Below are 26,168 nucleotides of genomic sequence, written 5' to 3' on the forward strand. Positions count from 1 at the left end.
ACATCGCCGAGACCACCATCGCAAACATTGCTGCTTTCGCCGAATGCGGCTGCGCAAACCATGAGGTCTCGGTCGAGAAGCTCGCGATAAGAAAAGAGAGAGCCTGACCGCGAACGCTTCCCCGGACATTGCCGCAAGGCGGTTACAGATGCTTCAGTTCGTAGTCAGCGCAGCTAAGTCCCAGGATGGAAAGTCCGTCCGAAAGATGATCGGCCAGAAGCGGGTTTCCGGTGAGATAGTCGGCCGTATGCTCGTTGTGGGCGTCGGCTGCCGCTGCGCGCACGCTCTCCCAATCGTCGGGGTATTCGTCGCGGCCCAGCCATACCAGCGCCACGAGATCGATCTGCTCGTCGACCGAAAGATCCGAAATCAGCGAATTCAGCTCGTCCAGCGAGGGATCGTCGGGGCGATCCTCGAGCACACCTATCTCATGGTCGTCGGCGGGGTTCGAGCCCGATGCCGGCTCGGTCTCGACGTCCTTGGCGTCGAACTCGCGCGCCTTCATGATGATGAAGCAGACCTTCTCGAGAGGGATCGACAACTCGGTGTCATCCCCCGCGGTCTGTCTGGAAAACCGTGTCATCGACATCTCCCGAAGCGCTCTTGCGGCCTTGGACGCTCGCATTGTAAACCTGCCGGGTGGAAAGCCATTGATCCGGGTCAATTCAACCTTTCCGACGAGAGATCGATCCGGGCGCATCCTTGCATCGAACGGTGCAACCGCCCGATCGCACCGCGGGGCAAAGCGAAACCCGCGGCCCAGCACCCTCCACCCTGGGATCTCTCCTGGGGCGCTCGGCCTGGCACCGCGGGTCCGCCGCCACGTGTCAACGAACGACTGGTTCATCGCATGGGCGGATCCGCGCCCGCAGACGGTTCACCGCCGTACTTCGCCAATCTGCCTCGGCGTGACGTCGTGCATTCTTAGGCCGAATTTCCGGTTCTTGTATTGATCCACGTCAATCAGCATCGAAAAGGTTCGGCCTGCGCTGGAGGAGGCGCACCAACCGCTCGATATAGGGTCGCTGCCCGGCAAGCAGCTTTTCCCGTGCCTTTTCGAGGCTGAACCATTCGGCGCGATCGATCTCCGGAAAGGATTGCATGCGGCCGCTGCGCGGCGGCCACTCCATCTCGAAGACGTTGCTGCGCAGGGTTGTCGGATCGAAGTCGCTCTCGACCGCGAAGGCCGTGACATATTTCCCGCCGGCTTGGCGGGTCTCGCCGAGCTGCATCAGGTCTACCGTCACCTGCCATCCGGTTTCTTCCGTGAATTCGCGGCGCGCGGCGGCTTCAGCCTGCTCGTCGTCGCCATATTCTCCCTTCGCGATCGACCAGACGCCGTCGTCCCGCTTTCGCCAGAATGGGCCGCCGGGATGCACGAGGAGAACCTGTACCGTCCCGGCTCGCCGTCTGAATGGCAAAATGCCAGCGCTCTTGCGGGCCATGGCTCAATCTCCCCGATCGTCTCTCCCGCGCCCTCCTTGATGCGCGTCAAAGCGGGCCGCTGCCGATCATGATCAGTTTTCGCGACACTGTGGGAGCAAGCAACATGACCTACAATACAATTATCGTCCAACTCGACATGGACACTGCCGTGACCCCGCGGCTTACCTTCGCCATGGATCTGGCCAGGCGCTTCGAGGCCAACCTGATCGGCTTTGCCGCTGCAGAACCCCATGCGCTCGTTCCGGGGGGCGAGGGCGGCATGGTCGTCGCCGAGGTCATGCGCCAGCAGATCGAGGACATCCAAGAAAGGCTCAAGGCACTGAAGGAAGAGTTCCTCGGCGTGGCCGGCGACGGCGAGCGCGTATCATGGCGCGACGAGCTAGGCAATCCGACGGAGCTTCTGGCTGTCCACGCGCGCGCGGCCGATCTCATCGTCACCGGCGCGCCCTCGGCCGAGGCCGCAGGCGACGGCCGGCGAACAGTGGAACCTGGAGCGCTGATCCTTTCGGCCGGCCGTCCCGTGCTCTTTGCCGCAGAAAGCCTCGCCCTCTTGCGCGCGCACAAGGTTCTGGTCGCCTGGAAGGACACGCGCGAGGCGCGGCGCGCGGTTGCCGATGCCATGCCTTTCCTCAAGGGTGCGCGGGAGGTCATCGTCACCACGATTGCCGAAGGCGAGCAAAAGGCGGCCCGGGAGAGTGCAGCCGACGTGGTGCGTTTCCTGATGCGGCATGGCGTGAAGGCAAGTTCCGACGTTCTGGACGTCGGCGGAGCCAATCGCGAGGAAGCGATCGCAGAGATCGCACGGGAGCAGGGGGCCGACCTGGTCGTAGCCGGCGGCTACGGCCACAGCCGGCTTCGCGAATGGATATTCGGCGGCATGACGCGCTCGCTCATTAGCGACGGATCGCTCAACCGTCTGTTTTCGAACTGAATCGGGCCGTCGGCTTTGTCTCTCTCGATGGCAAGACGGCGGATCGATCACCTGGCGGCCAAGGTGCGATTCCTGGGCAGGCCGCAATCCTATCCCTCGGCCCCCCGGCGTGTGGAGGCGAGGGAGACCCACATGTCGTGGGTCTTTCTTGCCGACGATCGGGTCTACAAGCTCAAGAAGCCCGTACGACGGCCCTTCCTGGATTTCAGCACGGTCGCAAAGCGCAGGTTCTTCTGTGAGGAGGAGGTGCGGCTGAACAGCCGCCTGGCGCCAGAGACCTATCTGCGGGTGGTTCCACTGTGTCGGCTGCCTTCCGGCGCGTTCTCGCTCGGAGATCGCGGCCGCATCGTCGACTGGCTGGTGGAGATGAGGCGGTTGCCGCAAGCGGACATGTTGGACGAGCGCATAGCGAAAGGGCAGGCCGGGCGCGACGATATCGGGCGTGTTGCCGGACTGCTTGCCGAATTCTACGCGTGTCGCGCGCCCGAGCGGGCGGAAGGCGGCGTTTATCTGCGTCATCTCCTGGCGGAGCATCGCCTCAACCGCTCCGTCCTAATGCGTCCCGATCTGGCTCTGGGTGAGACGGCCGGGAGCCCGCTGGACGCCGTAGAATGGCTTCTTGCGCGATCGAGGGCCGAAATCCTTGCGCGCATCGCCGTCGACATGATTGTCGAGGGACACGGCGATCTGAGGCCCGAGCATGTCTGCCTGTCGCATCCGCCGCAGATCATCGACTGCCTGGAGTTCAACCGGGCCATGCGCATCATCGATCCCTATGACGAGATCAACTATCTCGGCATGGAATGCGAGATGCTCGGCGCACCTTGGATCCGGCCGATGCTGAGTGCAGCGCTGGAGAAGCGGCACGGACGCCGCCCCTCGGCCGGTCTCCTGGCGCTCTACGGCGCCTTCCGGGCTTTGCTCAGGGCGCGCCTGTGCATCGTGCATCTACTGGAGGAGCCCGTGCGCCATCCCGAGAGGTGGCGTCCCCTGGCCATCCGCTATATCGGGCAGGCGAAACAGGAACTCGTCAGCTTTCGGTCCCCAGAAGATCTGAGATCGATCCGCCGTCGCGAAGGCGTCTGAGCGCCTCGCCGATCAGGGGACCGACCGAGACGATCTCCAGCCGCGCCGAAGGATGTTCCGCCGTGGCACGTGCCGCTCTTGCCACGCTGTCGGTCACGACGATGCGGTCTATGGCGTCGCTGGCAAACAGTGTCTCGGCACTCTCGCCGAACAGCCCGTGGGTCGCCAGCGCATGCACCGCCTTCGCCCCGCGCTCGCGGCAGGCTGTGGCCGCACGCAGCATAGTGCCGCCCGTGCTGATCATGTCGTCGACGATGAAGACGACCGTGCCGGCCACCTCGCCGGCGAAGAGGTCGCCGGATACGATGCCACGGCTGCGGCGTTTCTCCAGAAAGCCGAAGCCGACATGCAGATCGGTCTCCGCCTCCAGGCATTCCTTGAGAAGTTGCGCCCGCTTCACGCCGCCGCCGTCGGGCGAAAGGATGGTGACGGGCCCGCCTTCCGCCAGCCGTTCGATCACCGGCACGAAAAGCTGGCGCGTGTCGAGATGCACGGTCTCGCAGCGGAACGCATTCTGGAAGGCCGCGATGTTGTGCACGTCGAGCGTGACGATGCGATCCGTCCCCACCGCCTCGAACAGCAGCGCGGTATAGCGCGTGGCCACCGGGTCGCGGGCCTTGGTCTGCCGGTCCTTGCGCGCATAGGCGAGATAGGGCGCAACCACCGTCACCCGCTCGGCGCCATGCTCACGGCACGTGGCCAGGAAGAAGAGCAGTTTGAGGAGCCTGTCATTGGCGCTAGCGCCGCGGCTCGCGGCGAGGCTGTGCAGCACGTAGACATCCTCGCCGCGCACGCCGACGAGCGGGCGCGCCTTGTGCTCGCCGTCCTCGAAATCCCGCTCTTCGTGGGGATCGAGGGCTGTGCCGATCGCTCCAGCAACGGCAACGCCGAGGTCTTCCGATCCTTTCATCGCGAAAAGGCGCATGGTTCCTTCTCCATCACAGGCGATGACGCTTCAATGCTTCCGGTCGGCCTCCGCCGCCGCCACCTGCTTCTTCACCGCAATGAAGCTGTCCGGGCTCACCGAGATCGAATCGATGCCGCATTCGACGAGGAAGGCGGCGAACTCGGGATGATCGCTCGGTGCCTGGCCGCACAGGCCGATCTTGGCGCCGGCCTCGCGCGCCTCGGTGATCACGTTCTTGATCATCCACTTCACGGCGGCATCCTGTTCGTCGAAAAGCTCGGCTAGCTCGCCCGAATCGCGGTCCACACCGAGGGTGAGCTGCGTGAGATCGTTGGAGCCGATGGAGAAGCCGTCGAAGCGCTTGGCGAACTCCGCCGCCAGCACGACATTCGACGGGATCTCGCACATGACGAAGACCTGCAGGCCGTTCTCGCCGCGCTTCAACCCGTTCTCGGCCATCACTTGGAGCACTCGGTCGGCCTCTCGGATGGAGCGGCAGAACGGGATCATGACGACGACATTGGTAAAGCCCATCTCCTCGCGCAGCCGCTTGATCGCCCTGCATTCGAGCGCGAAGCCCTCGCGGTAGCGCGGCGAGTAGTAGCGCGCAGCACCCCGGAAGCCGATCATCGGGTTCTCTTCCTCCGGCTCGAACTCCGCCCCGCCGATGAGACCCGCATATTCGTTGGTCTTGAAGTCGCTCATGCGCACGATGACAGGCTTGGGGTAAAGCGCGGCGGCGATGCGGGCGAGGCCGCGCGAAAGCCGGTCGACGAAATACTCCGTCTTGTCGGTGTAGCCTGCCGTCAGGTTCTCGATCTCGCGCCTGGCCGCCTCGTCCTTCAACTGTTCGAAGCGCACCAGCGCCATGGGGTGCACACGGATGTGGTTGGAAACCACGAATTCCATCCGGGCGAGCCCCACCCCATCGGCCGGGATGCGCCACCAGCGCAGCGCGGCGGCAGGGTTGGCGAGGTTTAGCATGATCTCCGTCCGCGTCTCCGGCAGGTCGGCCACGTCGACCGTCTCCGTCTCGAAGCTTGCCGCGCCTTCATAAACGAAGCCCTGGTCGCCTTCGGCGCAGGAAACGGTCACCTCCAACTCAGTGTGGAGCACCTGCGTGGCGTTGCCGGTGCCGACGATGGCGGGCAGGCCCAACTCGCGGCTGACGATCGCGGCGTGCGACGTGCGCCCGCCATGATCGGTGACGATGGCCGCCGCCCGCTTCATGATCGGCACCCAGTCCGGATCGGTGGTGACGGTGACGAGGATCGAGCCGTCCACGAACTTGTCGATGTCGCGCGCGTCCTCGATCAGGCAGACGGGGCCGGAGACGACGGCATCCCCGATGGCAAGTCCCGTGGCCAGCGTCTTGCCCTTCTCGGTAATCGTGTATGCCTTGAAGGCCGTCTCTTCGCGCTGCGACTGGACCGTCTCCGGCCGCGCCTGGACGATGAAGATCTCACCGGTCTCGCCATCCTTGGCCCACTCCATGTCCATCGGGCAGCCATAATGGTCCTCGATGGCAGCGGCCCAGCGGCCGAGCGTGAGGATTTCCTGGTCCTCCAAAACGAAGGCCATGCGCTCCGCCCTGGAGGTGGGCACATTGCGCGTCGGCTTGTCGCCCGCGGCATAAACCATCTTCTGCGCCTTCTCACCTCGCGTCTTGCCGACGATGGGCGTCACCGACCGGTCGGACAGAAGCGGCTTGAAGACCTGGTATTCGTCCGGATCGACTGCGCCTTGGACCACGTTCTCGCCCAATCCCCAGGCGGCGTCGATCACGACCACCTCCTTGAAGCCGGTTTCCGTGTCGATGGAGAACATCACGCCCGAGCCGCCGAGATCGGCGCGCACCATTTGCTGCACGCCGATGGAAAGGGCGACGCTCATGTGGTCGAAGCCCTTCGCCTGGCGATAACTGATGGCGCGGTCGGTGAAGAGCGAGGCATAGCAGCGGCGGCAGGCTTGCAGCAGCGCGCGTTCTCCCCGGATGTTGAGGAAGGTCTCCTGCTGGCCGGCGAAGCTGGCGTCGGGAAGGTCCTCGGCGGTCGCGCTGGACCGCACGGCCACGTCGACCTCCGCTTTACCCGCCCGCTCGCAAAGCTCGCGATAGGCCTCTGTGATCGCCGATGCCGTTCTTTCCGGCCATTCGCCCTTGAGGAGCAGCGATCGGATCGCTTGGCCCGTCTCGGCGAGCGATGCCTTGCTTGCCGCCATCTCGGCAAGTAGGTCGGAGATGCGCTCCTTGAGCCCGTTCGCCTCCACATAATCCCAATAGGCGTCGGCCGTGGTGGCGAAGCCGGGCGGAACGCGGATGCCTTTCGGCGCCAACGTTTGCACCATCTCGCCCAGCGATGCGTTCTTGCCGCCGACACGGCCGACATCGTGGCGTCCGACTTCCTCGAACCAGATGACCGGACGCGGCTTACCCGCTTGCTTGGCCGCGGTGGCCGGCTGACGGATCGTGCTTTCCATGACGGGCTCCTGTGGTTTGCGAGCCAGTCTGCCGCGGCGGTCGCGGGTCGCCTTGATCCGGGTCAATCCGCCGCTTGCATGCTGCCACTCTATCCATGGGCGAGTGACAAGCGAAGCCGTGCCCGGAGAGCGGCACGACAATCGCTGGCCGAAAAGGCCTTATCGCGGCCCGCAGAAGGCGGCATGGAGCGCTTCGACCACGGTCAGCACCTCGGGCCGCGCGATCCGGTAGTAAACGGTCGTACCCTCCCGCCGCGCCTCGACCAACCCGTCAGCTCTCAGCCGCATCAACTGCTGCGACATGGGCACTTGCGCGATGTCCAGTTCGGCGCGCAGCCGGGCGACGGATTTCTCCCCAGCAACCAGCGCGCAAAGCACCAGGAGCCGTTGGGGATGCGACAGGCTGCGCATCAGCTCTGCGGCCTCATTCGAAGCGGAGATCATCTCTTCTATATTCATATCATTGAATTTATAACTTTTGAATGTTACATGCAAGCGCAACGGTGCTGCCACGGGGTGGTGCCACCTTGGAGTGCTTGTTTTGGTGCACATGCCGGATTCCTCATTTCCTCATCGATCACGGGAATTGAGCAAGATCAAGGTGCCGCGGCGCGGCGTGTGGCATGCGGACGAGCGGTTTATGGCAATCCCGGAAGGAGGAAGAGCCATGTCACATATCGTCATTCTCGGCGCCGGTCTGGGCGGCGTCATCATGGCCTATGAGATGAAGGACAAGATGCGGCCGACGGACGGGCTGACGGTCGTCAATCTCGGCCCAACCTATTCCTTCGTCCCGTCCAATCCCTGGGTGGCCGTCGGCTGGCGTAAGCCCGAGGAGATCGCCGTCGACCTGGCGCCGGTCTTCAAGCGCAGGGGTATCGCCCTGCGACCGGAGGGCGCCCGGCGCGTGCTTGCGCACGAAAACCGGATCGCGCTCTGCGACGGCACCTTCATCGACTACGACTATCTGGTGATCGCCACCGGCCCCGACCTCGCCTTCGACGAGGTGCCGGGACTGGGCCCCGACCGCCACACGCAGTCCGTCTGCCAGGTCGGCCATGCGGTCGAGGCGAAAAAGGCCTTCGATGCGCTTCTTGAGGCGCCGGGGCCGGTCGTGGTCGGCGCGGTGCAGGGCGCTTCCTGCTTCGGCCCGGCCTATGAGTTCGCCTTCATCCTGGATACCGCGCTCCGCCACGCGAAGAAGCGCGACCAGGTGCCGATCACCTTCGTCACGCCCGAGCCCTATATCGGCCATCTCGGCCTCGACGGGGTGGGTGACACCAAGGGGCTTCTCGAAAGCGCCATGCGCGAGCGCCACATCAAGTGGATCACCAACGCCAAGGTGGCCAAGGTGGAGCGGGGGCGGATGTATGTCGAAGAGGTCGACGAGACCGGAACAACCCGGACGAAGCACGAACTTCCCTTCACCTACTCCATGATGCTGCCCGCCTTCCGAGGCGTGCCGGCCATCTACGGCATCGAGGGTCTCGTCAATCCGCGCGGCTTCGTCCTGATCGACAAGCACCAGCGCAACCCGGCTTATCCAAACATCTTCGCCATCGGCGTGTGCGTGGCCATCCCGCCGGTCGGCAAGACGCCGCTGCCCGTCGGCGTGCCGAAGACCGGCTTCATGATCGAATCCATGGTGACGGCCACGACCAACAACATTGCCGCCCTCATCCGGGGCGAGGAGCCGAAGGCTGTCGCCTCCTGGAACGCCGTGTGCCTGGCCGATTTCGGCGACGAGGGCATCGCCTTCGTGGCGCAGCCGCAGATCCCGCCGCGCAACGTCAACTGGTCTTCGCAGGGGCGATGGGTGCATGCGGCCAAGGTCGGCTTCGAGAAATACTTCCTGCACAAGGTCCGGCACGGCCATGCCGAGACCTTCTACGAGAACCTTACGCTTGAGCTTCTGGGCATCAACAAGCTCAAGGAAATCCACCTCGAACCGAGCGAATGAACGCCCGGCCAACCTGGAGAAGAACGATGACCCTCGACCGTGCCGTTATGATGTTTGCCGGCTTCATGGTGCTTGCCTCTCTGGCGCTCGGCTTTTACGTTTCGCCCTACTGGTATCTGTTGACCGTCTTCGTCGGGCTCAACCTGATGCAGGCGTCCGTCACCGGCTTTTGTCCGGCGGCCATGGCCTTCAAGAAGCTCGGGGTGAAGCCGGGCCAGGCTTTCAAATAGGACGGCGGCCCATGTCGCGGACCAGCCCTCCTGTCCTTGCCGTTCTGGCGTTCCTCGCCGGTGGCGCTCTTTCCGCCGCGGCCGGCGAGTTCACGGTTGACACCGTGCTCATCCCCGAAATGAAAGCCGTCTTCGGCCAGGTGAAGAGCCGCACCGTGGTGCCGGCGCGAGCGCGCACCGGCGGCACGATCCGTGCGGTCCATGTCACCGAGGGCAGCGAGGTCGAGGAAGGCCAGGTGGTCGCCGTCGTCGTCGACGAGAAGATCGCGCTCGAACTCGGCGCGGCCGAGGCCAGGATCAATGAAATCACCTCACAGCTCGACAACGCCAGGACGGAGCTGGAACGTGCCGAGCAGCTTCTCGCGCGAGGAGTCGTCTCGCAAGGGCGCGTGGACGAGGCCAGGACGCAGTTCGATGTCGCCGCCAACCAGCTGGTGGCGGCGCAGGCGGCAAAGGCGGTCGTCGAGCAGCAGGCGCGCGAGGGCGAGGTGCTGGCGCCGGCCACCGGCCGCGTGCTCACGGTGCCGGTGACGCCCGGCTCCGTCGTCTTGCCGGGTGAGGAGGTCGCGCGTGTGGCCACCGGCCGCTACTACCTCCGGCTCTCCCTGCCGGAGCGATACGCCGCCGACATCGCGGAAGGCCGCACCGTGCTCCTCGGCCGGCGCGGCTTCGGCAATGCAGCCGCGGAAGAGGCGGAGAGGCAAGGCCGCATCGCCAAGGTCTATCCCGAGATCTCGGAAGGGCGCGTCATCGCCGATGTCGAGGTCGAGGGCCTCGGCGACTACTTCGTCAACGAGCGCACGCTGGTGCGCATACCTGTCGGCAGCCGCAGTGCCGTCGCCGTGCCGCCCGAGGCGGTCACCACCCGCCACGGCATCGACTACGTCGCGCTTTCGACCGCCGACGACACCATCGAGGTCGCCGTCGTCCTCGGCGAGACCTTCCTGCATGACGCCGGGCCGCGCGTGGAAATCCTCACAGGCCTGCGCGACGGCGACAAGGTGCTCCTCCCATGAAGCTCGGCATCGCCGGCGCACTCACGCGCGCCTTCATCGCCTCGCCGCTCACGCCGCTTTTCCTCATCACGGCCTTCGCGCTGGGCCTCGTCGCGCTCTTCACGCTGCCGCGCGAGGAGGAGCCGCAGATCTCCGTGCCCATGGTCGATATCCATGTGGAGGCCAACGGGCTCAAGGCGGAGGATGCCGTCAAGCTTGTCACCGAGCCGCTGGAATCCATCGTCAAGAGCATCGACGGCGTCGAGCACGTCTACTCCCAAACCAGGGACGACGGCGCGGTCGTCACCGCCCGCTTCCTGGTCGGCACCAGCGCCGACGCGGCCATCCTGCGCGTGCACGAGAAGGTGCGCGCCAACATGGACCGCATCCCCGTCGGCATCCCCGAGCCGCTGATCGTCGGACGCGGCATCGACGACGTCGCCATCGTCGTCGTCACGCTGACGCCGACGCCCGAGGCCGCCGAGCGCTGGACGACCAATGGGCTGACACGCCTTGCACGCGAATTGCAGGTGGAGGTGGCCAAGCTCCCGGACATCGGCCTCACCTACATCGTCGGCGAGCAGCCGGAGGAGATCCGCGTCGAGCCGGACCCGGAAGAGCTCTCGCTCTACGGCATCACGCTGCAGCAGCTCGCGGCCAAGGTGGAGGGCGCCAACCGCTCGTTCCAGGCAGCCCTCGTGCGCGAGGACGGCAAGCAGCGCACGCTGCTGGCCGGCCAGACGCTGCAGACGCGGGGCCAGATCGGCAACCTGCTTCTCACCGCCCGCGACGGCCGGCCCGTCTATGTGCGCGACGTGGCAAGCATCGTTCTCGCCACGGAGCCGAACGAGACCCGCGTAACCGAGCTGCGCAAGACGGATGAGGGGCTTCAGCGCCTGCCGGCCGTCTCGCTCGCCATCGCCAAGCGGCCGGGCACCAACGCTGTGACCATCGCCGAGACCGTCATCGATCGCCTGGAGCAGGTGCGCGGGCAGATCTTCCCCAACGACGTGGAGATGACGATCACGCGCGACTATGGCGAGACGGCCAACGAGAAGGCGAACGAGCTTCTGTTCCATCTGGGGCTTGCCACGGTCTCCATTGTGCTCCTCGTCGCCTTCGCCATCGGCTGGCGCGAGGCGCTGGTCGTCGCGGTGGTGATCCCGACCACCATCCTGCTCACCCTTTTCGCCTCCAACGTGATGGGCTACACGCTCAACCGCGTCAGCCTCTTCGCGCTCATCTTCTCGATCGGCATCCTGGTGGACGACGCCATCGTGGTGATCGAGAACATCGCCCGGCACTGGGGCATGAACACCGGCCGCTCGCGCGCCCTCGACGCCACCCTCGCCGTGGCCGAGGTCGGCAACCCGACCATCGTTGCGACACTCACCGTCGTGGCGGCACTCCTGCCGATGCTCTTCGTCTCCGGCCTGATGGGCCCCTATATGAGCCCGATCCCGGCAAACGCGTCGGCCGCGATGCTCTTTTCCTTCTTCGTCGCCGTGATGCTGACGCCCTGGCTGATGCTGAAATTCGCGGGCCGGGCGGAAGTCGCCGGCCACGACGGCCACGGCGGGCGGCTGGGCCGGGCCTATGTCGCCGTCGCCCGGCCGATCCTGAAGTCGCGTCTCAGGGCCTGGACCTTCCTCATCCTCGTGGGCATCGCCACGCTCGCCTCGCTCGGGCTCTTCTACACCAAGGACGTGACGGTCAAGCTGCTTCCCTTTGACAACAAGGCCGAGCTTCAGGTTGTCGCCGACCTGCCGGAGGGCGCTTCGGTGGAGGATACGGACCGCGTCCTGCAGCAGGTGGCAAGCCGGCTGGCGTCGGTACCCGAAGTCGTCTCCTTCCAGACCTACGCCGGCACCGCCGCCCCCTTCAACTTCAACGGGCTGGTGCGGCACTACTATCTGCGCTCTTCGCCGGAACTGGGCGATGTCCAGGTCAATCTGCTTCCGAAGGATGAGCGCGACCGGTCGAGCCATGACATTGCGCTCGACATGCGCGCGCGTCTCGCGGGCCTTGACGTGCCGGAAGGCACGGCGCTCAAGGTGGTCGAGCCGCCGCCAGGACCGCCGGTGCTCGGCACGCTGCTGGCGGAGGTCTACGGCCCCGATCCCGAGACGCGGCGGGCGGTCGCGGCCAAAGTGCGCGAGGCATTCGAGAGCGTGCCCTTTATCGTTGACGTGGACGATTCCTACGGCGCTAGCCAAGAGCGCGTGCGGTTTTCCATCGACCAGGACAATCTCGAATACCACCGCGTCGAGCAGGCGGATGTCTATGACGCCATCCGCTCGCTCTATGCGGGCTCGACCGTCGGCTATTCGCACCGCGGCGGCGGCCGGCCGCCGATCCCCATCCGTGTCGCGCTGTCCAAAGGCGACAGGGTCGTGGGCGAGCGGGCGCTCGCCACACCGGTCCCCGCCAATGCCCTACCTGGCGAGCGCGGCATCGTCGAACTCGGCGACGTGGTGACGGTGACGCGCGAGCCCGCCTCCTATCCCGTCTTCCGCCACAACGGCCGGGCGGCCGAGATGGTGACGGCGGAACTCGCCGGCCAGTTCGAGGCGCCCGTCTACGGCATGATGGCCGTAGGCGAGGCGATTGAGCAGGCCGACTGGGGCGACGTGCTGAAGCCGGTGATCGCTCTCCACGGCCAGCCCGACGACGAAGCGCATCCCACGCTTCTGTGGGACGGCGAGTGGGAGGTGACCTGGGTTACCTTCCGCGATATGGGTGCCGCCTTCATGGTCGCCATTCTCGGCATCTACATCCTCGTGGTCGCCCAGTTCGGCTCCTTCAAGCTGCCGTTGGTCATCCTCACGCCGATCCCGCTCACCTTCATCGGCATCATGCTCGGGCACTGGCTGTTCGCGGCGCCCTTCTCGGCAACCTCGATGATCGGCTTCATCGCGCTTGCCGGCATCATCGTGCGCAACTCGATCCTGCTGGTCGATTTCATTCGCAACGCGCGTACCCCGGAGCGCCCCTTGCTGGACGTTCTGCTCGAAGCCGGCGCCATCCGCTTCAAGCCGATCCTCTTGACGGCGGTCGCGGCGATGATCGGCGCCGTCGTCATCCTCGCCGACCCGATCTTTCAGGGGCTCGCCATCTCGCTCCTCTTCGGCCTCGCCTCCTCTACCGCGCTCACCGTCCTCGTCATCCCGGCGATCTACGTGGCGCTTAGAGGCGGGCACGAAGGAGAGATCGAGCCGGAGGACGAGAGCCCGGCCGTAGACATCCCGCCCACCCGGCAGGAGGTGCTGGAAACGGCTTGAGCTCTATGCCGGCACGGCGAGATAGACGCCAAATCCGGCGATCAGCGCCAGGAGCGTGAAGCCGGCAAGGGCGAGGGAGAAACGGAGCGAGGCCACCGCCGCCGCCAAGACCAGTTTTGCTGCAGCATTGCTTGCCAGGGCGGCGAGCACCGCCTGACCCGCCGTATCAGCTCCGACCGTTCCTCCCACGAGGCGGATTGCGCCCAGCACCGCCACATCGGCGTCGAGCGCTCCGGAAACAGTGGAGGTGGCGAGCAGGCCGCTGACGCCGGAGATCTCGGAGAGGGCGGCACTTGCCGTGGCCACCACGGCAAAGAACAGGGCGAACAGCAGAAGCGGCGCGAGGTCGAATGGGTTCTGCGCCGGCGCGCTGCCCACCTCGCCACCGTTTCTGAGCAGAAGCAGTCCACCGCAGGCGCCGAAGCAGAAGGCAGCCGCCAGTGCCGGCGCGGCGATGGCGGGAAAGACCCGCGGCTCGATCAGGATGACAATCAGCGAAACGCGCAGGATGGAAACCATCGCCGCGAGCGAGGCGGCACCTGCGAGCGGCATCGGCCGGCCCGCCCCCTTGGCGCTCCGCGCCAGCGCGACCGTCACTGCCGTCGAGGAAACGACCGCGCCGGCCAGCGCGCTCACCAAAAGGCCACGGGCCTCGCCGAGAACGCGCACGGCGATGTAGCCGAGGAAGGAAATGGCCGCGACGAGGACGGTGAAGAACCAGATCTCCCAAGGGTTCAGGCCGCCCCAGGGATCGATGGTCCTGTTGGGCAGGAGCGGCAGGACGACGGCCGTCATGACCGCCAGGATGAGCGCGGAGCGCAACTCGATCCAGGTCAGCCGCTTCAGAAGCCCGTGCAGCACCTCCCGGCTGGCGAGGACGGCGGCCAGCGCCGCGCCTCCCGCTGCCGCGGCGCGATAGTCGCCGGCGACCGCGAAGGCGCCGAGGGCGAAGACGCCGAGCCCCGCGATGACGCTCGTGACGCTGTAATCCTCGTCATGGATCGCTTCACGGGACTTGTACCAGGCGAAGATGACGGCGAAGCCGAGGAAGCCGGCGACGAGCGGGGCAGAGGAGCCTGCGGCTTGGGACAATGCCGCCAAGATGCCGCCCAGGAGGCCTGAGATACCGAAAGTGCGGATTCCTGCTGTGCGGCTGTGCTCGGGTGCGTCGCGCTCTCGCCAACCCCGCTCCAGCCCCACCAGCAAGCCGATGGCAAGCGCCAGTCCCAGCTTTGCGATCAGGGGATCCATCGAACCTGGTCACGCGGCAAGCGGCGGCCGGTCACGCACCCAGCGGACGATCTGGGGGGCGGACATGGCACCGGCCGTACGGGCGACCTCCCGGCCGCCGTGAAACAGAACCATCGTGGGGATGCCGCGGATACCGAGCCGGGCTGCGGTCGCCTGCTCGGCGTCGGCGTTGAGCTTGATCAGCTGCACGTCGGGCTCCAGCTCGCACGCGGCAGCCTCATAGGCCGGCGCCATCGTCCGGCACGGGCCGCACCACGGCGCCCAAACATCGACCAGCACTGGGATGGTGCTGCGGGCGATCTGGTGCTCGAAGATGTCCGCGCCCACATCCCGCGGATGCGCGGAAAACAACTTCGCCCCGCACTTGCCGCACTTCGCTTTGAGCGCAGGACGAAAGGAGGGAATACGGTTCACGCCGCCGCATTCGCTGCACACGACATGGGTTTCGTTCATCGCAACGCTCCGGCAGATGATCGAGGAAATGGTGTCGCATCTGGCGGGCTGAAGGGCGCAAAGGCAAGCATCCGCTGAAATGCAGTTATATTCGAGCCTCCTGCTGTCTTGGGCATCGGATCGCCTTTTCCTTGAGCGACGGAACGCGGATGCATCCAGACAATGGCATGCCTGGTAGCAGCAATCATCCCCGCGTTGCCTCGGTGTTCCTTGATCCTGGTCAATGGGGAGGCATTGGCTTCTACAGTATCAACGTCGCCAGCATGGCGCCCGGCTCGTCCGGATGCGGGCGGATGGCGAAGCCGAATTCGCGACACATGGTCAGCATGCCTTCGTTCTCGGCAAGCACGATCCCTTCGATGCGTGAAAGGCCTTCCGCTTTCCCGTAATCGAGGAGCTGGCTCAGAAGCGCCCAGCCGAGCCCGTGGCCCTGCAGATCGGTGCGCACGAGAAGGGCGAACTCGGCTATCTCCTTGTCGGGATCGGCCGACAGCCTTCCAATGCCGGCCAGCGCGCCCTCTTCAACCGAGAGGGCGACAAAGGCCATTTCACGTTCATAGTCGAGCTGGGTAAGTCGCAGCAGCATCTCGTCAGGAAAGTGCTTGCGTGGCGCCAGGAAGCGCAGCCTCACATCCTCAGGTGACACTTTCGCCAGGAAGTCCGGGTAGAGCCCCACATCGGCCGGCCTGATGGGCCGCAGTCGGTAGGTCCCACCCCCCAGCGCAAGCTCTCTTTCCCAGCCGGCTGGATAGGGACGTATGGCGAGCGCCGGGTTCGGCCCCTTCTGTCCGACTGCAGCGGGCTCGATCTCGATGCGCGCGTCGAGCGCGATCACGCCCTCGCTGTCGGCAAGCAAGGGGTTGATGTCCATCGACACAATGCAGGGGAAATCGACGATGAGCTGCGAAAGCGCATTGAGTGCCTGGACGATCGCGGAGCGGTCAGCGGGCGAGCGGTCGCGATAGCCAACAAGCAGCCTGCCGATGCGCGTCCGGTCGACCAGGTCGCCGGCAAGCACGCTGTCGAGCGGCGGTAGGGCGACCGCCGTATCGGCCACCACCTCGACCGCCGTGCCGCCGGCGCCGAAGAGCATGGTTGGCCCGAAGATCGGATCGCGGCTCATGCCGAGGATCAGCTCATGCGCGCGTTTGCGCTCCACCATCGGCTGCACTACGAAGCCGTCCCCTTCCGTCCACTGGCCGTTCTTGCGCAGCCGCCGCTCCATCGCCTCTGCCGCGTCGTGCGCTTCCTCCGCATTCGTGAGGCCGAGCACCACGCCGCCGACATCGGATTTATGGCTGAGCGATTTGGAGTGCAGCTTGATGACGACACGCCCGCCGCCCTTAAGCTGCCTGGCGGCGGCCTTCTTCACCTCGGCAGCACTGCCTGCCGTGACCGTCTCCGGCACCGGGATGCCGTAGGCCCCGATCACGGCCTTGGCCTCCGGCTCCGTCAGCATGTGCCGGCCTTCGGCCGCCGCCTGCCCGAAGACCGCCAGCGCTTTGTCGCGGTCGCGCATAATGTCCGCGCCGTCACTTGCCGGTACGCGCATCAGCGCCTTCTGTGAATCAGACCAACGATCGAGATAGGAGACGGCAAGCGCCGCGTCGCCTGGCGTGTTGAAGCTGGCGATGCCGGCTGATTGCAGAATGTCCCGCCCTTGCCGCGCGGTCTTCTCGCCGAGCCAGCAGGTGAGCAGCGGCTTGCCCTGGACGTTGCCGTTTTCGGTAATCTGCGAGACGGCCGTGGCCGCCTCCATCGGCGAGACAAGGCCCGTCGGGCAGTTGATGACAAGCAGGGCGTCGGTCGCGGGATCCGCCGCCATCGCCTGGACGGCGGCGCGGTAGCGCCTGGCCGGTGCGTCGCCGATGATGTCGACCGGATTGGCGCGCGACCAATTTGCCGGCAGTTCCCTGTCGAGCCGCGCGATCGTCTCCTCGGAGAGCGGGGCAAGCTCGCCGCCGCAGTCGATCAGCCGGTCGACCGCCAGCACGCCGGCGCCGCCGCCATTGGTGACGATGCCGACGCGGGCGCGCGGCAAGGGACGGAAGCGCGCCACGATCTCGGCCGCGTCGAACAGCTCGCCCAGATCGTTCACGCGCAATATGCCGGCCCGCCGCAAGGCTGCATCCGCCGCCGCGTCGGCGCCCGACAGTGCGCCGGTGTGCGTCGCCGCAGCCTTCGCCGCTTGCTCATGACGGCCCGACTTGATCGCGATCACCGGTTTGATGCGGGCGGCGGCGCGGGCGGCCGACATGAATTTGCGCGGATTGGGGATCGTTTCGAGATAGAGCAGGATCGCGTGCGTGTGCGCATCGCCCGCCAGCATGTCGAGACAGTCGCCCACATCGACATCCGCCATGTCGCCGAGCGAGACGATCTTGGAGAAGCCGACACCCTCCTGGGCCGCCCAGTCGATCAGCGAGGTGGCGATGGCGCCGGACTGGGACAGTAGCGCCAGCCCGCCCGCCGGCGCGGCGAAATGCGCAAAGCTCGCATTGAGCCTTAAAGGCGGGATGATGAGCCCCACTGTGTTTGGGCCGATGATGCGGAAGAGATAGGGCCTTGCCGCGTCGAGCATGGCCTGTCTCAGCCCGTTCTCTTCCGTCAGCCCCGCGGTGATGACGACCGCAGCGCGCGTTCCCTTCCTTCCGAGATCGCCGATAATGCCGGGCACGGTCCGTGGCGGCGTGGCGATGACGGCGAGATCGGGAGCTGCGGGCAGGTCTTTGGCCTGTGCGTAGCATGGAAGGTCGCAAACCTTGCGATGTTTCGGATTGACCGGCCAGACCGCGCCCTCGAAGCCGCCCTTCACGATATTCTCCATGACGATGCGTCCGACAGAGCCCTCCCGCGGGGAGGCGCCGAACACCGCGACGGATTTCGGGCGGACGGCATATTCAAGATTGCGGATCGTCATGGCTCGCTTCTCGTGCCGGTTGGCAGGCAGCTTCTCCAAGTGCGATGGAACGATCGTCAAAGGCCGGCTGCGAGCTCCGTGTCGGCATCGGGCGACATAGGATAGAGCGCGCGGATGTCCTCGCGGCGGCAGAGCTTCGTTCCGGGCGTCAGCACGGCGGCTGCACCCGCGGCGATGCCCAGGTGGAATGCCCCCTTCACGGCCCATCCGCTGGAAAGCGCCCACACCATTGCGCCGAGGAAGCTGTCGCCGGCGCCGATGGCGGAGCGCACCTTGACGCGCGGCGTAGGCATGCGCAGCACCTCGTCGGCCGTCGCCAGCAGCGCTCCCTGGGCGCCCATCGTCACTGCCACCATCTCCGCAGCGCCGCGCTTCACCAGGCCGACCGCCGCTTCGCGCGCGCCCTGTTCGTCCAGTTCGTGGCCGACAAGCTGCCCCAACTCGCCGAGGCTCGGCTTCACAAGAAAGACGCGGGACCGCTCCAGCGTGACGCACAGCCCCTCGCCGGAACTGTCGAGCACGAAGCGGCCTCCTTTCTCCACCACGATCTGCGCCATCCTGGCGTAGATGTCCGGCGGCGTGTCGGCCGGAAGGCTGCCGCTCGCAACGACATAGCCGGCCTGACGGGCCCGCACGATGTCGAGGCAGGTCTCGGCCTCCTCCGCCGAGACGGCAGGACCCGGAGGCACGAAGCGGTAGTCAAATCCGCTCCCGCGCTCCTGCACCGCGAAGGCCACCCGCGTTTCGCCCACGATCGGCACCATCCGGCGCTGGATGCCGTCACGTGCCAGCAGCGCGTCGAGCCACGCGCCGGTGGCGCCTCCACCCAGGAAGACCGTTTCGGCATCCCCGCCGATTTCGATGATGACCCGCGCGACATTGATGCCGCCGCCGCCTGGGTCGTACTGCTGCTCGGACATCCGCATCTTGCGGATCGGCCGGACGACCTCGACCTCTCCGAACAGATCGATCGTAGGGTTCAGGGTGACGGTGAGGATCGATGACATCTCGCACTTCCTTCCAGGGGGTAGGGATATCTGCGAAGCGTTCGTGTGCCGAAAGCCCCAGGAGAACGCATTTGGGCCGGCGGGTCAAAACCCCGCTCAGCGCGCCATGAAGACGGGCAGGGGAGGCTCGTCGATCATCGATCTGGTGACGCCACCGAATATGCGCTCGCGCAGCCGCGAGTGGCCGTAGGCGCCCATCACGATCATCTCCGCCGCCATATCCACCGCATGGATGCGTAGCGCATCGGCCACCGAGCGGTCGGAACCGGGGAGCCTGTCGACGCGCACCTTCACGCCGTGGCGGGCGAGATAGGCGGCGATGTCGGCTCCCGGCTCGGGGCCGCTTTCATAGTCGCCTTCGCGGGGGTCGACCATCGTGATGCACACGTCCTCGGCGCCAGTGAGCAGGGGCAGGGCATCGCGCACCGCGCGGGCGGCCTCGAGCCGCGAATTCCAGGCGACCAGGACCTTTTTCGGCCGCAAGGTCGCGCCGGCTTCCTCCGGAACGATGAGGACGGGTCTTTCAGACTCGAAGAGGGCGCCGTTCAGGACCTGGGTCTTGCGGTCGGAGCTCGCAGCAAGCTGGGGGCCGACCAGCGTCAGATCGGCGTAGCGCGCCTTGCGTCCCACGATATCATCCGTCCAGGCTCTCTCGACATATTCGCCATCGGCATCCGCCGAAAGCCCGGTTTTGGCCAGGAGGGAGGTCACCTCGCTGACACGCGCCCGCAGCTTTTCGATGTCTTCCTGGCGCTCCTGCAGCCAGGTTTCCGAGAGTGCAGCGGCATATTCGCTGGCCGGCGGAGGAAAAGCGACCGACAGGACGAGGACCGAGAGATGGGCATCGATCTGCCCGCACAGCTCGATCGCCAGATCCAGGTCGCGGTCGGACTGGCCGACGTCGATCACGCTCAGGACGGTCTTGAAAACCATTGTCTCTCTCCGTTGCCGGTGAATTCATGCCTTCGCGCCTTCCTACTGCCGGGAGTATCGCGGGGCTTTGCGCTGGATCAAGCGCCGGGGCCGCAGGGGAAGGGTGGCTTGATCCTCGTCAAGGCAGGAAGAGCGCTCCGGGCTAGTGGTGGTGGCAGGCCCATAGACCGCGACGGGTGGAAGGAGATTGCGAACCGCCTTGCAGCGTGGTCAGCATCGAACCACAAGGCCGGAGGCGGTCGAGGCCGTCGGCGAATGCCACAAGGCAAGGCGGGCATCCGGGTCGTCATGATCACGGGCGACCACGCGATCACCGCGCAGGAGATCGGGCGCCAGCCCGGCCTGGGGGAGAAGGAGATCTTTTATCTCTTCAGCGTGCGCTACATGCATGGAACATCCCTCACATGGCAGGGCATCCTGGGCACACCCGCGGTGCTCGCCGGCGTCGCCACCGCGCAGGTCGCGCTCACCTACACGCCCTTCCTGCAGTCGATCTTCGAGACGCGCCCGGTTTCTCTTTCGGAAGGGCTTGCCGTCTTAGCGGTGGGAATTGCGCTGCTGACAGTCGTGGAGACGGAGAAATGGGTGCGCCGCAGAGTCGGATCGTTCCGTTGCCGGGAAGCGGTCTGATACAGATCAAAGCGCGTTTCCTTTCGAGGCGGAAAACTACCTTCCGGGCCGAGAAAACCTCGGCGGAAACAGAGAGGAAGTCACGATGAGAAGGTTCAAGAAGGGCATGGCTCTGGCCTTCGGGCTGGGGCTCTTGATGGCGTCCAGCGCTGCGCAGGCGGGCGGGACGGTGGAGGTGCTCCACTGGTGGACCTCGGGCGGCGAGGCCAAGGCCGTCGGGGAACTGAAGAAATCCTTCGAGGATCAGGGCGGCACGTGGATCGATTCCCCGATCGCCGGCGGCGGGGGCGACGCAGCGATGACGGCGCTGCGCGCCCGCGTGGTTGCCGGCAACCCGCCAACGGCGGTGCAGCTTAAAGGCCCGGGCATTCAGGAATGGGCCGTGGAGGGCGCTGTCGCCGACATCGACGATGTGGCCATGGCGGAGGACTGGGACAGCGTGCTGCCGCCGGTTCTGGCCGAGATCATGAAGTATGAGGGCAAATACGTTGCCGCGCCCGTCAACATCCACCGCGTCGACTGGCTGTGGGCCAATCCGGAGGTGCTGGCCAAGGTCGGCGCCGACGTGCCCTCCACATGGGACGAGTTCAACGCCACGGCCGAGAAGCTGAAGGCGGCCGGCATCACGCCGCTCGCCCATGGCGGCCAGCCCTGGCAGGACGCCACCGTGTTCGAGGTGGTGGCGCTGGGTCTCGGCGGCGCCGACTTCTACCGCAAGGCGCTGGTCGACCTCGACATGGAGGCGCTCAAGAGCGACACGATGGTCAAGGTGTTCGACCAGATGCGCACCCTGCGCGGCTATGTCGATCCGGGCTTTTCCGGCCGTGACTGGAACCTCGCCACCGCCATGGTCATGAACGGCGAAGCTGCCTTCCAGATCATGGGCGACTGGGCCAAGGGCGAATTCCTGGCCGCCGGCAAGGTGCCGGGTGAGGACTTCCTCTGCGCGCCCGCACCGGGCAACGCCTTCATCCTCAACTCCGACTCCTTCGTCATGTTCGAGGTCTCGGGTGCCGAGCGGATCGAGGGCCAGAAGGTGCTGGCAAGCCTCATCATGTCGCCGGGCTTCCAGGAGACGTTCAACCTTGCAAAGGGCTCTATTCCGGCCCGTGTCGACGTCGCGCTCGACGCGTTCGACGATTGCGCGAAGAAGTCCCATGAGGACCTGACTGCCGCGATGACGGGCGACAGCCTGGTGCCGAGTATGGCCCACGAGATGGCTGTGCCACGTTCGGTTCGCGGCGAGTTCCTCGATGTCGTGACCGAGCACTTCAACAGCGACATGACCTCCCAGGAAGCCGTCGAGCGTCTCGTTGCGGCGATCCAGCGCGCCATGTGACCGCGCATCCGCTATCGGGCCGTCGTTTCCGGCGGCCCGGTTCTTTTCCGGACGATGGAGAAAACCGTGGCGCGCACTGCGACCGATCTCGTCACACGCCTGAAACGCGTCGACCTATGGCTGCCCAAGGTGGTGGTGGCGCCGTCCTTCGCGCTGAGCCTGTTCTTCGTCTACGGCTTCATCGCCTGGACGGTCTATATCTCCTTTACGAAATCCCGCGTCATGCCGCGCTACGAGTTCGCAGGGCTCATCCAATACATCCGCCTGTGGGAGACGCCGCGCTGGTATGTGGCGCTCGAGAACCTCGTCATCTTCGGCGTCCTCTTCATGGCCTTCTGCATGGCGATCGGCATCCTGCTCGCCATCATGCTCGACCAGCGCATCCGCGCCGAGGGCGTGCTCAGGACCATCTACCTCTATCCGATGGCGCTTTCCTTCATCGTCACGGGCACGGCCTGGAAATGGATCCTCAACCCCACGCTCGGCATCGAGAAGCTGATGCACGACATGGGCTGGGAGAGTTTCCAGTTCGACTGGCTGGTCGACCGCGAGATGGCGATCTACACGATCGTCATCGCCAGCGTCTGGCAGTCGTCAGGCTACGTAATGGCGCTGTTCCTGGCGGGGCTGCGGTCCATTGACGACGAGATCATCAAAGCGGCGGCCGTCGACGGGGCAGGGCCCATCCGCACCTATGTCGGCATCATCCTGCCGATGCTGAGGCCGGTTTTCCTGTCGGCCTTCATCACGCTCATGCATCTCGCCATCAAGAGCTACGATCTGGTCGTCGCGCTGACGGCAGGCGGCCCGGGCATCGCCACCGACGTGCCGGCCACCTTCATGTACTCCTATGCGTTCCAGCGCAGCGAACTGGGGCTGGCGGCAGCCAGCGCCGTCATGATGCTCATCACAATCATGGCGGTGGTCGTGCCCTATCTCTACTCCGAACTCAGGGCAGGCCGGAAATGAGCGCACGTCAAGTCCACGGCATTGTCCGGCCGAAGAGTGCTGCGGCAACCTTTCTCCGCCTCCTCCTCTTCGCGGTCTTGGGGCTCTTCGTACTCTACTATCTCATGCCGCTGATCGTCATGGCGATCACGGCGGTCAAGCCGCTCGATGAGATTCGCACCGGCACGCTTCTGAGCCTGCCGAAGGATGTGACCTTCGAGCCGACGCTCAGGGCCTGGGATTCGGCCTGTGTCGGCGTGCGTTGCGAGGGGCTGAAGCCCTATGTCTGGAACTCGATCGCCATGGTGATCCCCGCCGTGGTGTTCTCGACGCTGCTCGGCGCGATCAACGGCTATGCGCTGACGAAATGGCGCTTCCGCGGTGCCGACGTCATCTTCGGCCTGATGCTGTTCGGGGCCTTCATCCCCTTCCAGGTGGTGCTTCTGCCGATGGCGCGCACGCTGGGCGTTCTCGGGCTCGCCGGCACGGTACCGGGCCTCGTGCTCGTACATACCGTCTACGGCCTCGCCTTCACCACGCTCTTCTTCCGCAATTTCTTCGTCGGCGTGGCGGACGGCATCGTGCAGGCGGCCAAGGTCGACGGCGCCGGTTTCTTCGGCATCTTCTTCCGCATCGTCCTGCCGATGGCGCCGCCAGCCATCGTGGTGACCGTCATCTGGCAGTTCACGCAGATCTGGAACGACTTCCTGTTCGGCATCGCCTTTACGGTCGGCGACTCCAACCCCGTCACCGTGGCGCTCAACAATCTCGTCGCCTCCTCGACCGGCGTGAAGGAATACAATGTCGACATGGCGGCGGCCATCATCGCCGCCATCCCCACTCTCATCGTCTACGTGTTCGCAGGCAAGTATTTCATCCGCGGTCTTTCCGCCGGCGCCGTGAAAGGTTGACCGAATGTCCGATATCCGGCTGAGGAATGTCCGCAAGCGCTTTGGCACCAACGAGGTGATCAAGGGCATCGACCTCGATATAGAGGAGGGCGAATTCGTTGTGCTGGTCGGCCCCTCGGGCTGCGGCAAGTCGACCCTGCTCAACCTCGTCTCCGGCCTCGAGACGCTGTCGGACGGGGACGTCTTCATCGGCGAACGCAAGGTCAACGACGTGGCGCCGAAGGACAGGGATATCGCCATGGTCTTCCAGTCCTACGCGCTCTATCCGACGAAGTCCGTCGAGGACAACATCACCTTCGGCATGGTCACCCGGCACGTGCCCAGGCAGGCGCGCGAGAAGGCGCTGGCCGAGGTCGCTGATCTTCTCCACATCGACACGCTGCTTGCCCGCAAGCCGGGCCAGCTCTCCGGCGGCCAGCGGCAGCGTGTCGCCATGGGCCGTGCGCTGGTGCGCAACCCGGACGTCTTCCTGTTCGACGAGCCGCTTTCCAATCTCGACGCCAAGCTGCGCGTGGAGATGCGCACCGAGATCAAGAAACTGCACCGGCGGCTCGGCAAGACCGTCATCTATGTCACCCACGACCAGATCGAGGCCATGTCGCTCGCCTCCCGCATCGCCGTGATGGACAACGGCACGATCCGGCAGGTTGCCCCGCCCGAGGCGATCTACGAGGAGCCCGTCGACCTGTTCGTGGCAAGCTTCATCGGCTCGCCGTCGATGAACCTCTTCAAGGGCAGGGTGGTGGAGAATAGCGGGCTGCACCTCGAGGTGACGGACGAGGAGGGCACGATCCACTTCCCCGTGCCCGAGGCACTCGCCGGCCCCGCCAGGCGCTACCTCGGCCGGGAACTCTATCTGGGCCTGCGGCCGGAAACGATCGGCCGCGAGGGCACGCAGCGCCCGTGCAGGGCGACCTTCGCCTTCGAGCGGATGATCGATGTGGTGGAGCCGACCGGGCCGGACACGCTGCTCGTCTTCACGCTGGGCGGCATCGAGGCCATCGCCCGCGTCCATCCCGAGGACAAGGCCCCCGTCGACAGCAAGTACCGCTTCGAGGTCAACATGGACCGCGCGAAGCTGTTCGACCCGGAAACGGGAAAGCGGCTTTAGCTCTATCCTTCGCCCGATCTGACACAGATCAAGGCATCGGCGCCGGGAATGCGGGAGATGTGTGCGAGACCGGACCACGGCAGCGCCGCGTCCACGACATAGGAGCAGAGCATGAAAGGGAATTCGCGCCAGGCATTGGTGGCCGATATCGGCGGCACGCATGCCCGTTTTGCGATCAGCGACATCGACGAACTGACGGTCACGAACTTCGCCGTGTTCCGCTGCAACATGTTCACATCGCTAAAGGCTGCGATCGAAGCCTATATGGGTTCCGTTCCGCACCGCCCTGCGATGGCCAGTTTCGCCATCGCAGGGCCGGTGACGGAAGGCGAACTGCGCCTCACCAACCTCCCGTGGTCCTTCACGCGCGACGACTTGAGGCGGGCGACCGGGGCGGAACGTCTCCACGTGGTCAACGATTTCGAGGCGCTGGCGCTTTCGCTTCCGTACCTGACGGCCCACGATCTGCACAAGCTCGGCGGCGGCGAGCCGGCGGAGGGTCGTCCAAGGGTCGTGCTCGGACCGGGTACGGGCCTCGGCGTGGCGGGGCTGGTTGCCGCCCCATCGGGCTGGGTCGGCATGCCGACGGAAGGCGGCCATGTGTCGTTTCCCGTGGAAAGCGGCGAGGAACTGGAGATCGTCGAACAGATCAGGGCAGGCGAAGGCCACCTGTCGGCTGAACGGCTGATCTCCGGCCCGGGCCTTTCCCGGCTTTACGCGGCGCTCGCGAAGAAGCGGGGGCGGCATGTCGAACCGCGTTCTGTCCAGGAGATTGTCGAACGGGGTCTTGCGAAGGAGGACCCGCTCGCGGAGCTGGCGCTGCAACTCTTCGTGAAATGGCTTGGTCGTTTCGCTGGCGATGTCGCTCTGCTCTATGGTGCCGGAGGCGGCGTGTATCTGGGGGGTGGAATTGCGCCGCGAATACTGGACCTGCTCGCCACCGATGCATTCCGCGGCGCCTTCCTGTCCAAGGGCAGGCTCTTTTCCTTTCTGGAGCGGCTCCCGGTTCAGGTCATCAAGAGCCAGGATGCGGGCTTGCGCGGTGCGGCGGTGGCGCTGTCGGCTGCAATTCCGGTCTGATCGATACGGCTCCGAGGACGAATATTCGAGACTCAACCCGCTCGGTGTCGCAAGCCTGACCGGACTGGTCGAACCGCTTGCCGGGCTGGTTGGCGCCTATGCTCGCTTGATGCAGCGATAGGGCCCTTCGACATCCCACGCCGGCACGGTTCCGTACCGGGTGTCGTCACGGCCGCCGCGCCGGCCGGGAAGCGCGGGTCCGTATTCGTCACATCGTCAATCGGTTTCACATTTCGACCTGGTTTGACGCGGATCAATGATCGGCGCGGCT

22 protein-coding genes are annotated in these 26,168 nt (G+C 65.6%); 12 read left to right on the forward strand and 10 right to left on the reverse strand.

Annotated features, from left to right (window positions below):
• Positions 1-142 precede the first annotated feature (142 nt).
• Positions 143-583 carry a DUF3775 domain-containing protein gene (locus GM910_RS23485; protein WP_159592339.1) on the reverse strand — a complete coding sequence of 147 codons (441 nt, stop codon included), beginning with the start codon at positions 581-583 and terminating at the stop codon, positions 143-145.
• Positions 584-959: 376 nt separating this feature from the next.
• Positions 960-1,445, reverse strand: a complete 486-nt coding sequence (locus GM910_RS23490) for an NUDIX hydrolase (protein WP_159592342.1) — start codon at positions 1,443-1,445, stop codon at positions 960-962.
• Between the two features lie 104 nt (positions 1,446-1,549).
• Between GM910_RS23490 and GM910_RS23495 the strand changes: the two genes are divergently transcribed.
• On the forward strand, positions 1,550-2,377 hold the full coding sequence (locus tag GM910_RS23495; protein ID WP_159592345.1) for a universal stress protein: 828 nt from the start codon (positions 1,550-1,552) through the stop codon (positions 2,375-2,377).
• A gap of 132 nt (positions 2,378-2,509) precedes the next feature.
• Positions 2,510-3,463 (forward strand): hypothetical protein, encoded by a 954-nt coding sequence (locus GM910_RS23500; protein WP_159592347.1) that lies wholly within the window; start codon positions 2,510-2,512, stop codon positions 3,461-3,463.
• Here GM910_RS23500 and GM910_RS23505 read toward each other — a convergent pair.
• The 3 genes from GM910_RS23505 to GM910_RS23515 all read right to left on the reverse strand — a co-directional run bounded on the left by GM910_RS23505 (position 3,408) and on the right by GM910_RS23515 (position 7,292).
• Entirely contained in the window at positions 3,408-4,388 is a 981-nt protein-coding gene (locus GM910_RS23505; RefSeq protein WP_159592350.1) for a ribose-phosphate diphosphokinase, read from the reverse strand. The genes GM910_RS23500 and GM910_RS23505 overlap by 56 nt on opposite strands.
• A gap of 30 nt (positions 4,389-4,418) precedes the next feature.
• Positions 4,419-6,848 (reverse strand): phosphoenolpyruvate synthase, encoded by a 2,430-nt coding sequence (ppsA, locus tag GM910_RS23510; protein ID WP_159592353.1) that lies wholly within the window; start codon positions 6,846-6,848, stop codon positions 4,419-4,421.
• Between the two features lie 159 nt (positions 6,849-7,007).
• Complete coding sequence (locus GM910_RS23515; protein ID WP_246226303.1) at positions 7,008-7,292, reverse strand: ArsR/SmtB family transcription factor; 285 nt, start codon at positions 7,290-7,292, stop codon at positions 7,008-7,010.
• A gap of 223 nt (positions 7,293-7,515) precedes the next feature.
• Between GM910_RS23515 and GM910_RS23520 the strand changes: the two genes are divergently transcribed.
• Genes GM910_RS23520 through GM910_RS23535 form a run of 4 tightly spaced genes read left to right on the forward strand, consistent with a single transcriptional unit; the run spans position 7,516 to position 13,314 of the window.
• Positions 7,516-8,808: an NAD(P)/FAD-dependent oxidoreductase gene (locus tag GM910_RS23520; RefSeq protein WP_159592359.1), complete on the forward strand. Its 1,293-nt coding sequence runs from the start codon at positions 7,516-7,518 to the stop codon at positions 8,806-8,808.
• Positions 8,809-8,834: 26 nt separating this feature from the next.
• Positions 8,835-9,038, forward strand: coding sequence for a YgaP family membrane protein (locus GM910_RS23525; RefSeq protein ID WP_159592362.1), 204 nt, complete (start codon positions 8,835-8,837; stop codon positions 9,036-9,038).
• A gap of 11 nt (positions 9,039-9,049) precedes the next feature.
• Complete coding sequence (locus tag GM910_RS23530; RefSeq protein ID WP_159592365.1) at positions 9,050-10,054, forward strand: efflux RND transporter periplasmic adaptor subunit; 1,005 nt, start codon at positions 9,050-9,052, stop codon at positions 10,052-10,054.
• On the forward strand, positions 10,051-13,314 hold the full coding sequence (locus GM910_RS23535; protein ID WP_159592368.1) for an efflux RND transporter permease subunit: 3,264 nt from the start codon (positions 10,051-10,053) through the stop codon (positions 13,312-13,314). The genes GM910_RS23530 and GM910_RS23535 overlap by 4 nt, the downstream gene beginning before the upstream one ends.
• 3 nt (positions 13,315-13,317) lie before the next feature.
• On the opposite strand, the gene GM910_RS23540 is transcribed toward GM910_RS23535, so the two are convergent.
• From GM910_RS23540 to GM910_RS23560, 5 genes are all read right to left on the reverse strand, one after another.
• Positions 13,318-14,565 (reverse strand): MgtC/SapB family protein, encoded by a 1,248-nt coding sequence (locus GM910_RS23540; protein WP_159592371.1) that lies wholly within the window; start codon positions 14,563-14,565, stop codon positions 13,318-13,320.
• 9 nt (positions 14,566-14,574) lie between these two features.
• Entirely contained in the window at positions 14,575-15,018 is a 444-nt protein-coding gene (gene trxC, locus GM910_RS23545; RefSeq protein ID WP_159592374.1) for a thioredoxin TrxC, read from the reverse strand.
• A gap of 241 nt (positions 15,019-15,259) precedes the next feature.
• A complete protein-coding gene (locus tag GM910_RS23550) occupies positions 15,260-17,938 on the reverse strand; it encodes a bifunctional acetate--CoA ligase family protein/GNAT family N-acetyltransferase (protein WP_159592377.1) in 2,679 nt (892 codons plus the stop codon).
• A 56-nt stretch (positions 17,939-17,994) separates the two neighbouring features.
• The gene (locus tag GM910_RS23555) at positions 17,995-18,945 is read right to left on the reverse strand and encodes a 1-phosphofructokinase family hexose kinase (RefSeq protein ID WP_159592380.1); all 951 of its coding nucleotides are present in this window, start codon (positions 18,943-18,945) and stop codon (positions 17,995-17,997) included.
• Between the two features lie 96 nt (positions 18,946-19,041).
• Positions 19,042-19,878 carry a universal stress protein gene (locus GM910_RS23560; RefSeq protein ID WP_159592382.1) on the reverse strand — a complete coding sequence of 279 codons (837 nt, stop codon included), beginning with the start codon at positions 19,876-19,878 and terminating at the stop codon, positions 19,042-19,044.
• A 255-nt stretch (positions 19,879-20,133) separates the two neighbouring features.
• Between GM910_RS23560 and GM910_RS27450 the strand changes: the two genes are divergently transcribed.
• From GM910_RS27450 to glk, 6 genes are all read left to right on the forward strand, one after another.
• On the forward strand, positions 20,134-20,508 hold the full coding sequence (locus GM910_RS27450) for a cation transporting ATPase C-terminal domain-containing protein (RefSeq protein ID WP_246226305.1): 375 nt from the start codon (positions 20,134-20,136) through the stop codon (positions 20,506-20,508).
• Positions 20,509-20,593: 85 nt separating this feature from the next.
• Positions 20,594-21,847, forward strand: a complete 1,254-nt coding sequence (locus GM910_RS23570; RefSeq protein ID WP_159592388.1) for an ABC transporter substrate-binding protein — start codon at positions 20,594-20,596, stop codon at positions 21,845-21,847.
• Positions 21,848-21,901: 54 nt separating this feature from the next.
• Complete coding sequence (locus GM910_RS23575) at positions 21,902-22,816, forward strand: carbohydrate ABC transporter permease (protein WP_159592391.1); 915 nt, start codon at positions 21,902-21,904, stop codon at positions 22,814-22,816.
• Positions 22,813-23,706, forward strand: coding sequence for a carbohydrate ABC transporter permease (locus tag GM910_RS23580; protein WP_159592394.1), 894 nt, complete (start codon positions 22,813-22,815; stop codon positions 23,704-23,706). The genes GM910_RS23575 and GM910_RS23580 overlap by 4 nt, the downstream gene beginning before the upstream one ends.
• Before the next feature lie 4 nt (positions 23,707-23,710).
• The gene (locus GM910_RS23585) at positions 23,711-24,817 is read left to right on the forward strand and encodes an ABC transporter ATP-binding protein (protein ID WP_159592397.1); all 1,107 of its coding nucleotides are present in this window, start codon (positions 23,711-23,713) and stop codon (positions 24,815-24,817) included.
• A gap of 111 nt (positions 24,818-24,928) precedes the next feature.
• On the forward strand, positions 24,929-25,897 hold the full coding sequence (gene glk / locus GM910_RS23590; protein ID WP_159592400.1) for a glucokinase: 969 nt from the start codon (positions 24,929-24,931) through the stop codon (positions 25,895-25,897).
• The last annotated feature ends 271 nt before the right edge of the window (positions 25,898-26,168 follow it).

Origin of the sequence: Chelativorans xinjiangensis, assembly GCF_009812055.1 — a bacterium.
GTDB lineage: Bacteria > Pseudomonadota > Alphaproteobacteria > Rhizobiales > Rhizobiaceae > Chelativorans > Chelativorans xinjiangense.

Bases quoted from the DNA above. Each gene is read 5' to 3' on its own strand.
- GM910_RS23485 (WP_159592339.1), bottom strand. From the start codon at position 583: ATGACACGGTTTTCCAGACAGACCGCGGGGGATGACACCGAGTTGTCG.
- GM910_RS23490 (WP_159592342.1), bottom strand. From the start codon at position 1,445: ATGGCCCGCAAGAGCGCTGGCATTTTGCCATTCAGACGGCGAGCCGGG.
- GM910_RS23495 (WP_159592345.1), top strand. From the start codon at position 1,550: ATGACCTACAATACAATTATCGTCCAACTCGACATGGACACTGCCGTG.
- GM910_RS23500 (WP_159592347.1), top strand. From the start codon at position 2,510: ATGTCGTGGGTCTTTCTTGCCGACGATCGGGTCTACAAGCTCAAGAAG.
- GM910_RS23505 (WP_159592350.1), bottom strand. From the start codon at position 4,388: ATGCGCCTTTTCGCGATGAAAGGATCGGAAGACCTCGGCGTTGCCGTT.
- ppsA (WP_159592353.1), bottom strand. From the start codon at position 6,848: ATGGAAAGCACGATCCGTCAGCCGGCCACCGCGGCCAAGCAAGCGGGT.
- GM910_RS23515 (WP_246226303.1), bottom strand. From the start codon at position 7,292: ATGATCTCCGCTTCGAATGAGGCCGCAGAGCTGATGCGCAGCCTGTCG.
- GM910_RS23520 (WP_159592359.1), top strand. From the start codon at position 7,516: ATGTCACATATCGTCATTCTCGGCGCCGGTCTGGGCGGCGTCATCATG.
- GM910_RS23525 (WP_159592362.1), top strand. From the start codon at position 8,835: ATGACCCTCGACCGTGCCGTTATGATGTTTGCCGGCTTCATGGTGCTT.
- GM910_RS23530 (WP_159592365.1), top strand. From the start codon at position 9,050: ATGTCGCGGACCAGCCCTCCTGTCCTTGCCGTTCTGGCGTTCCTCGCC.
- GM910_RS23535 (WP_159592368.1), top strand. From the start codon at position 10,051: ATGAAGCTCGGCATCGCCGGCGCACTCACGCGCGCCTTCATCGCCTCG.
- GM910_RS23540 (WP_159592371.1), bottom strand. From the start codon at position 14,565: ATGGATCCCCTGATCGCAAAGCTGGGACTGGCGCTTGCCATCGGCTTG.
- trxC (WP_159592374.1), bottom strand. From the start codon at position 15,018: ATGAACGAAACCCATGTCGTGTGCAGCGAATGCGGCGGCGTGAACCGT.
- GM910_RS23550 (WP_159592377.1), bottom strand. From the start codon at position 17,938: ATGACGATCCGCAATCTTGAATATGCCGTCCGCCCGAAATCCGTCGCG.
- GM910_RS23555 (WP_159592380.1), bottom strand. From the start codon at position 18,945: ATGTCATCGATCCTCACCGTCACCCTGAACCCTACGATCGATCTGTTC.
- GM910_RS23560 (WP_159592382.1), bottom strand. From the start codon at position 19,878: ATGGTTTTCAAGACCGTCCTGAGCGTGATCGACGTCGGCCAGTCCGAC.
- GM910_RS27450 (WP_246226305.1), top strand. From the start codon at position 20,134: ATGCCACAAGGCAAGGCGGGCATCCGGGTCGTCATGATCACGGGCGAC.
- GM910_RS23570 (WP_159592388.1), top strand. From the start codon at position 20,594: ATGAGAAGGTTCAAGAAGGGCATGGCTCTGGCCTTCGGGCTGGGGCTC.
- GM910_RS23575 (WP_159592391.1), top strand. From the start codon at position 21,902: ATGGAGAAAACCGTGGCGCGCACTGCGACCGATCTCGTCACACGCCTG.
- GM910_RS23580 (WP_159592394.1), top strand. From the start codon at position 22,813: ATGAGCGCACGTCAAGTCCACGGCATTGTCCGGCCGAAGAGTGCTGCG.
- GM910_RS23585 (WP_159592397.1), top strand. From the start codon at position 23,711: ATGTCCGATATCCGGCTGAGGAATGTCCGCAAGCGCTTTGGCACCAAC.
- glk (WP_159592400.1), top strand. From the start codon at position 24,929: ATGAAAGGGAATTCGCGCCAGGCATTGGTGGCCGATATCGGCGGCACG.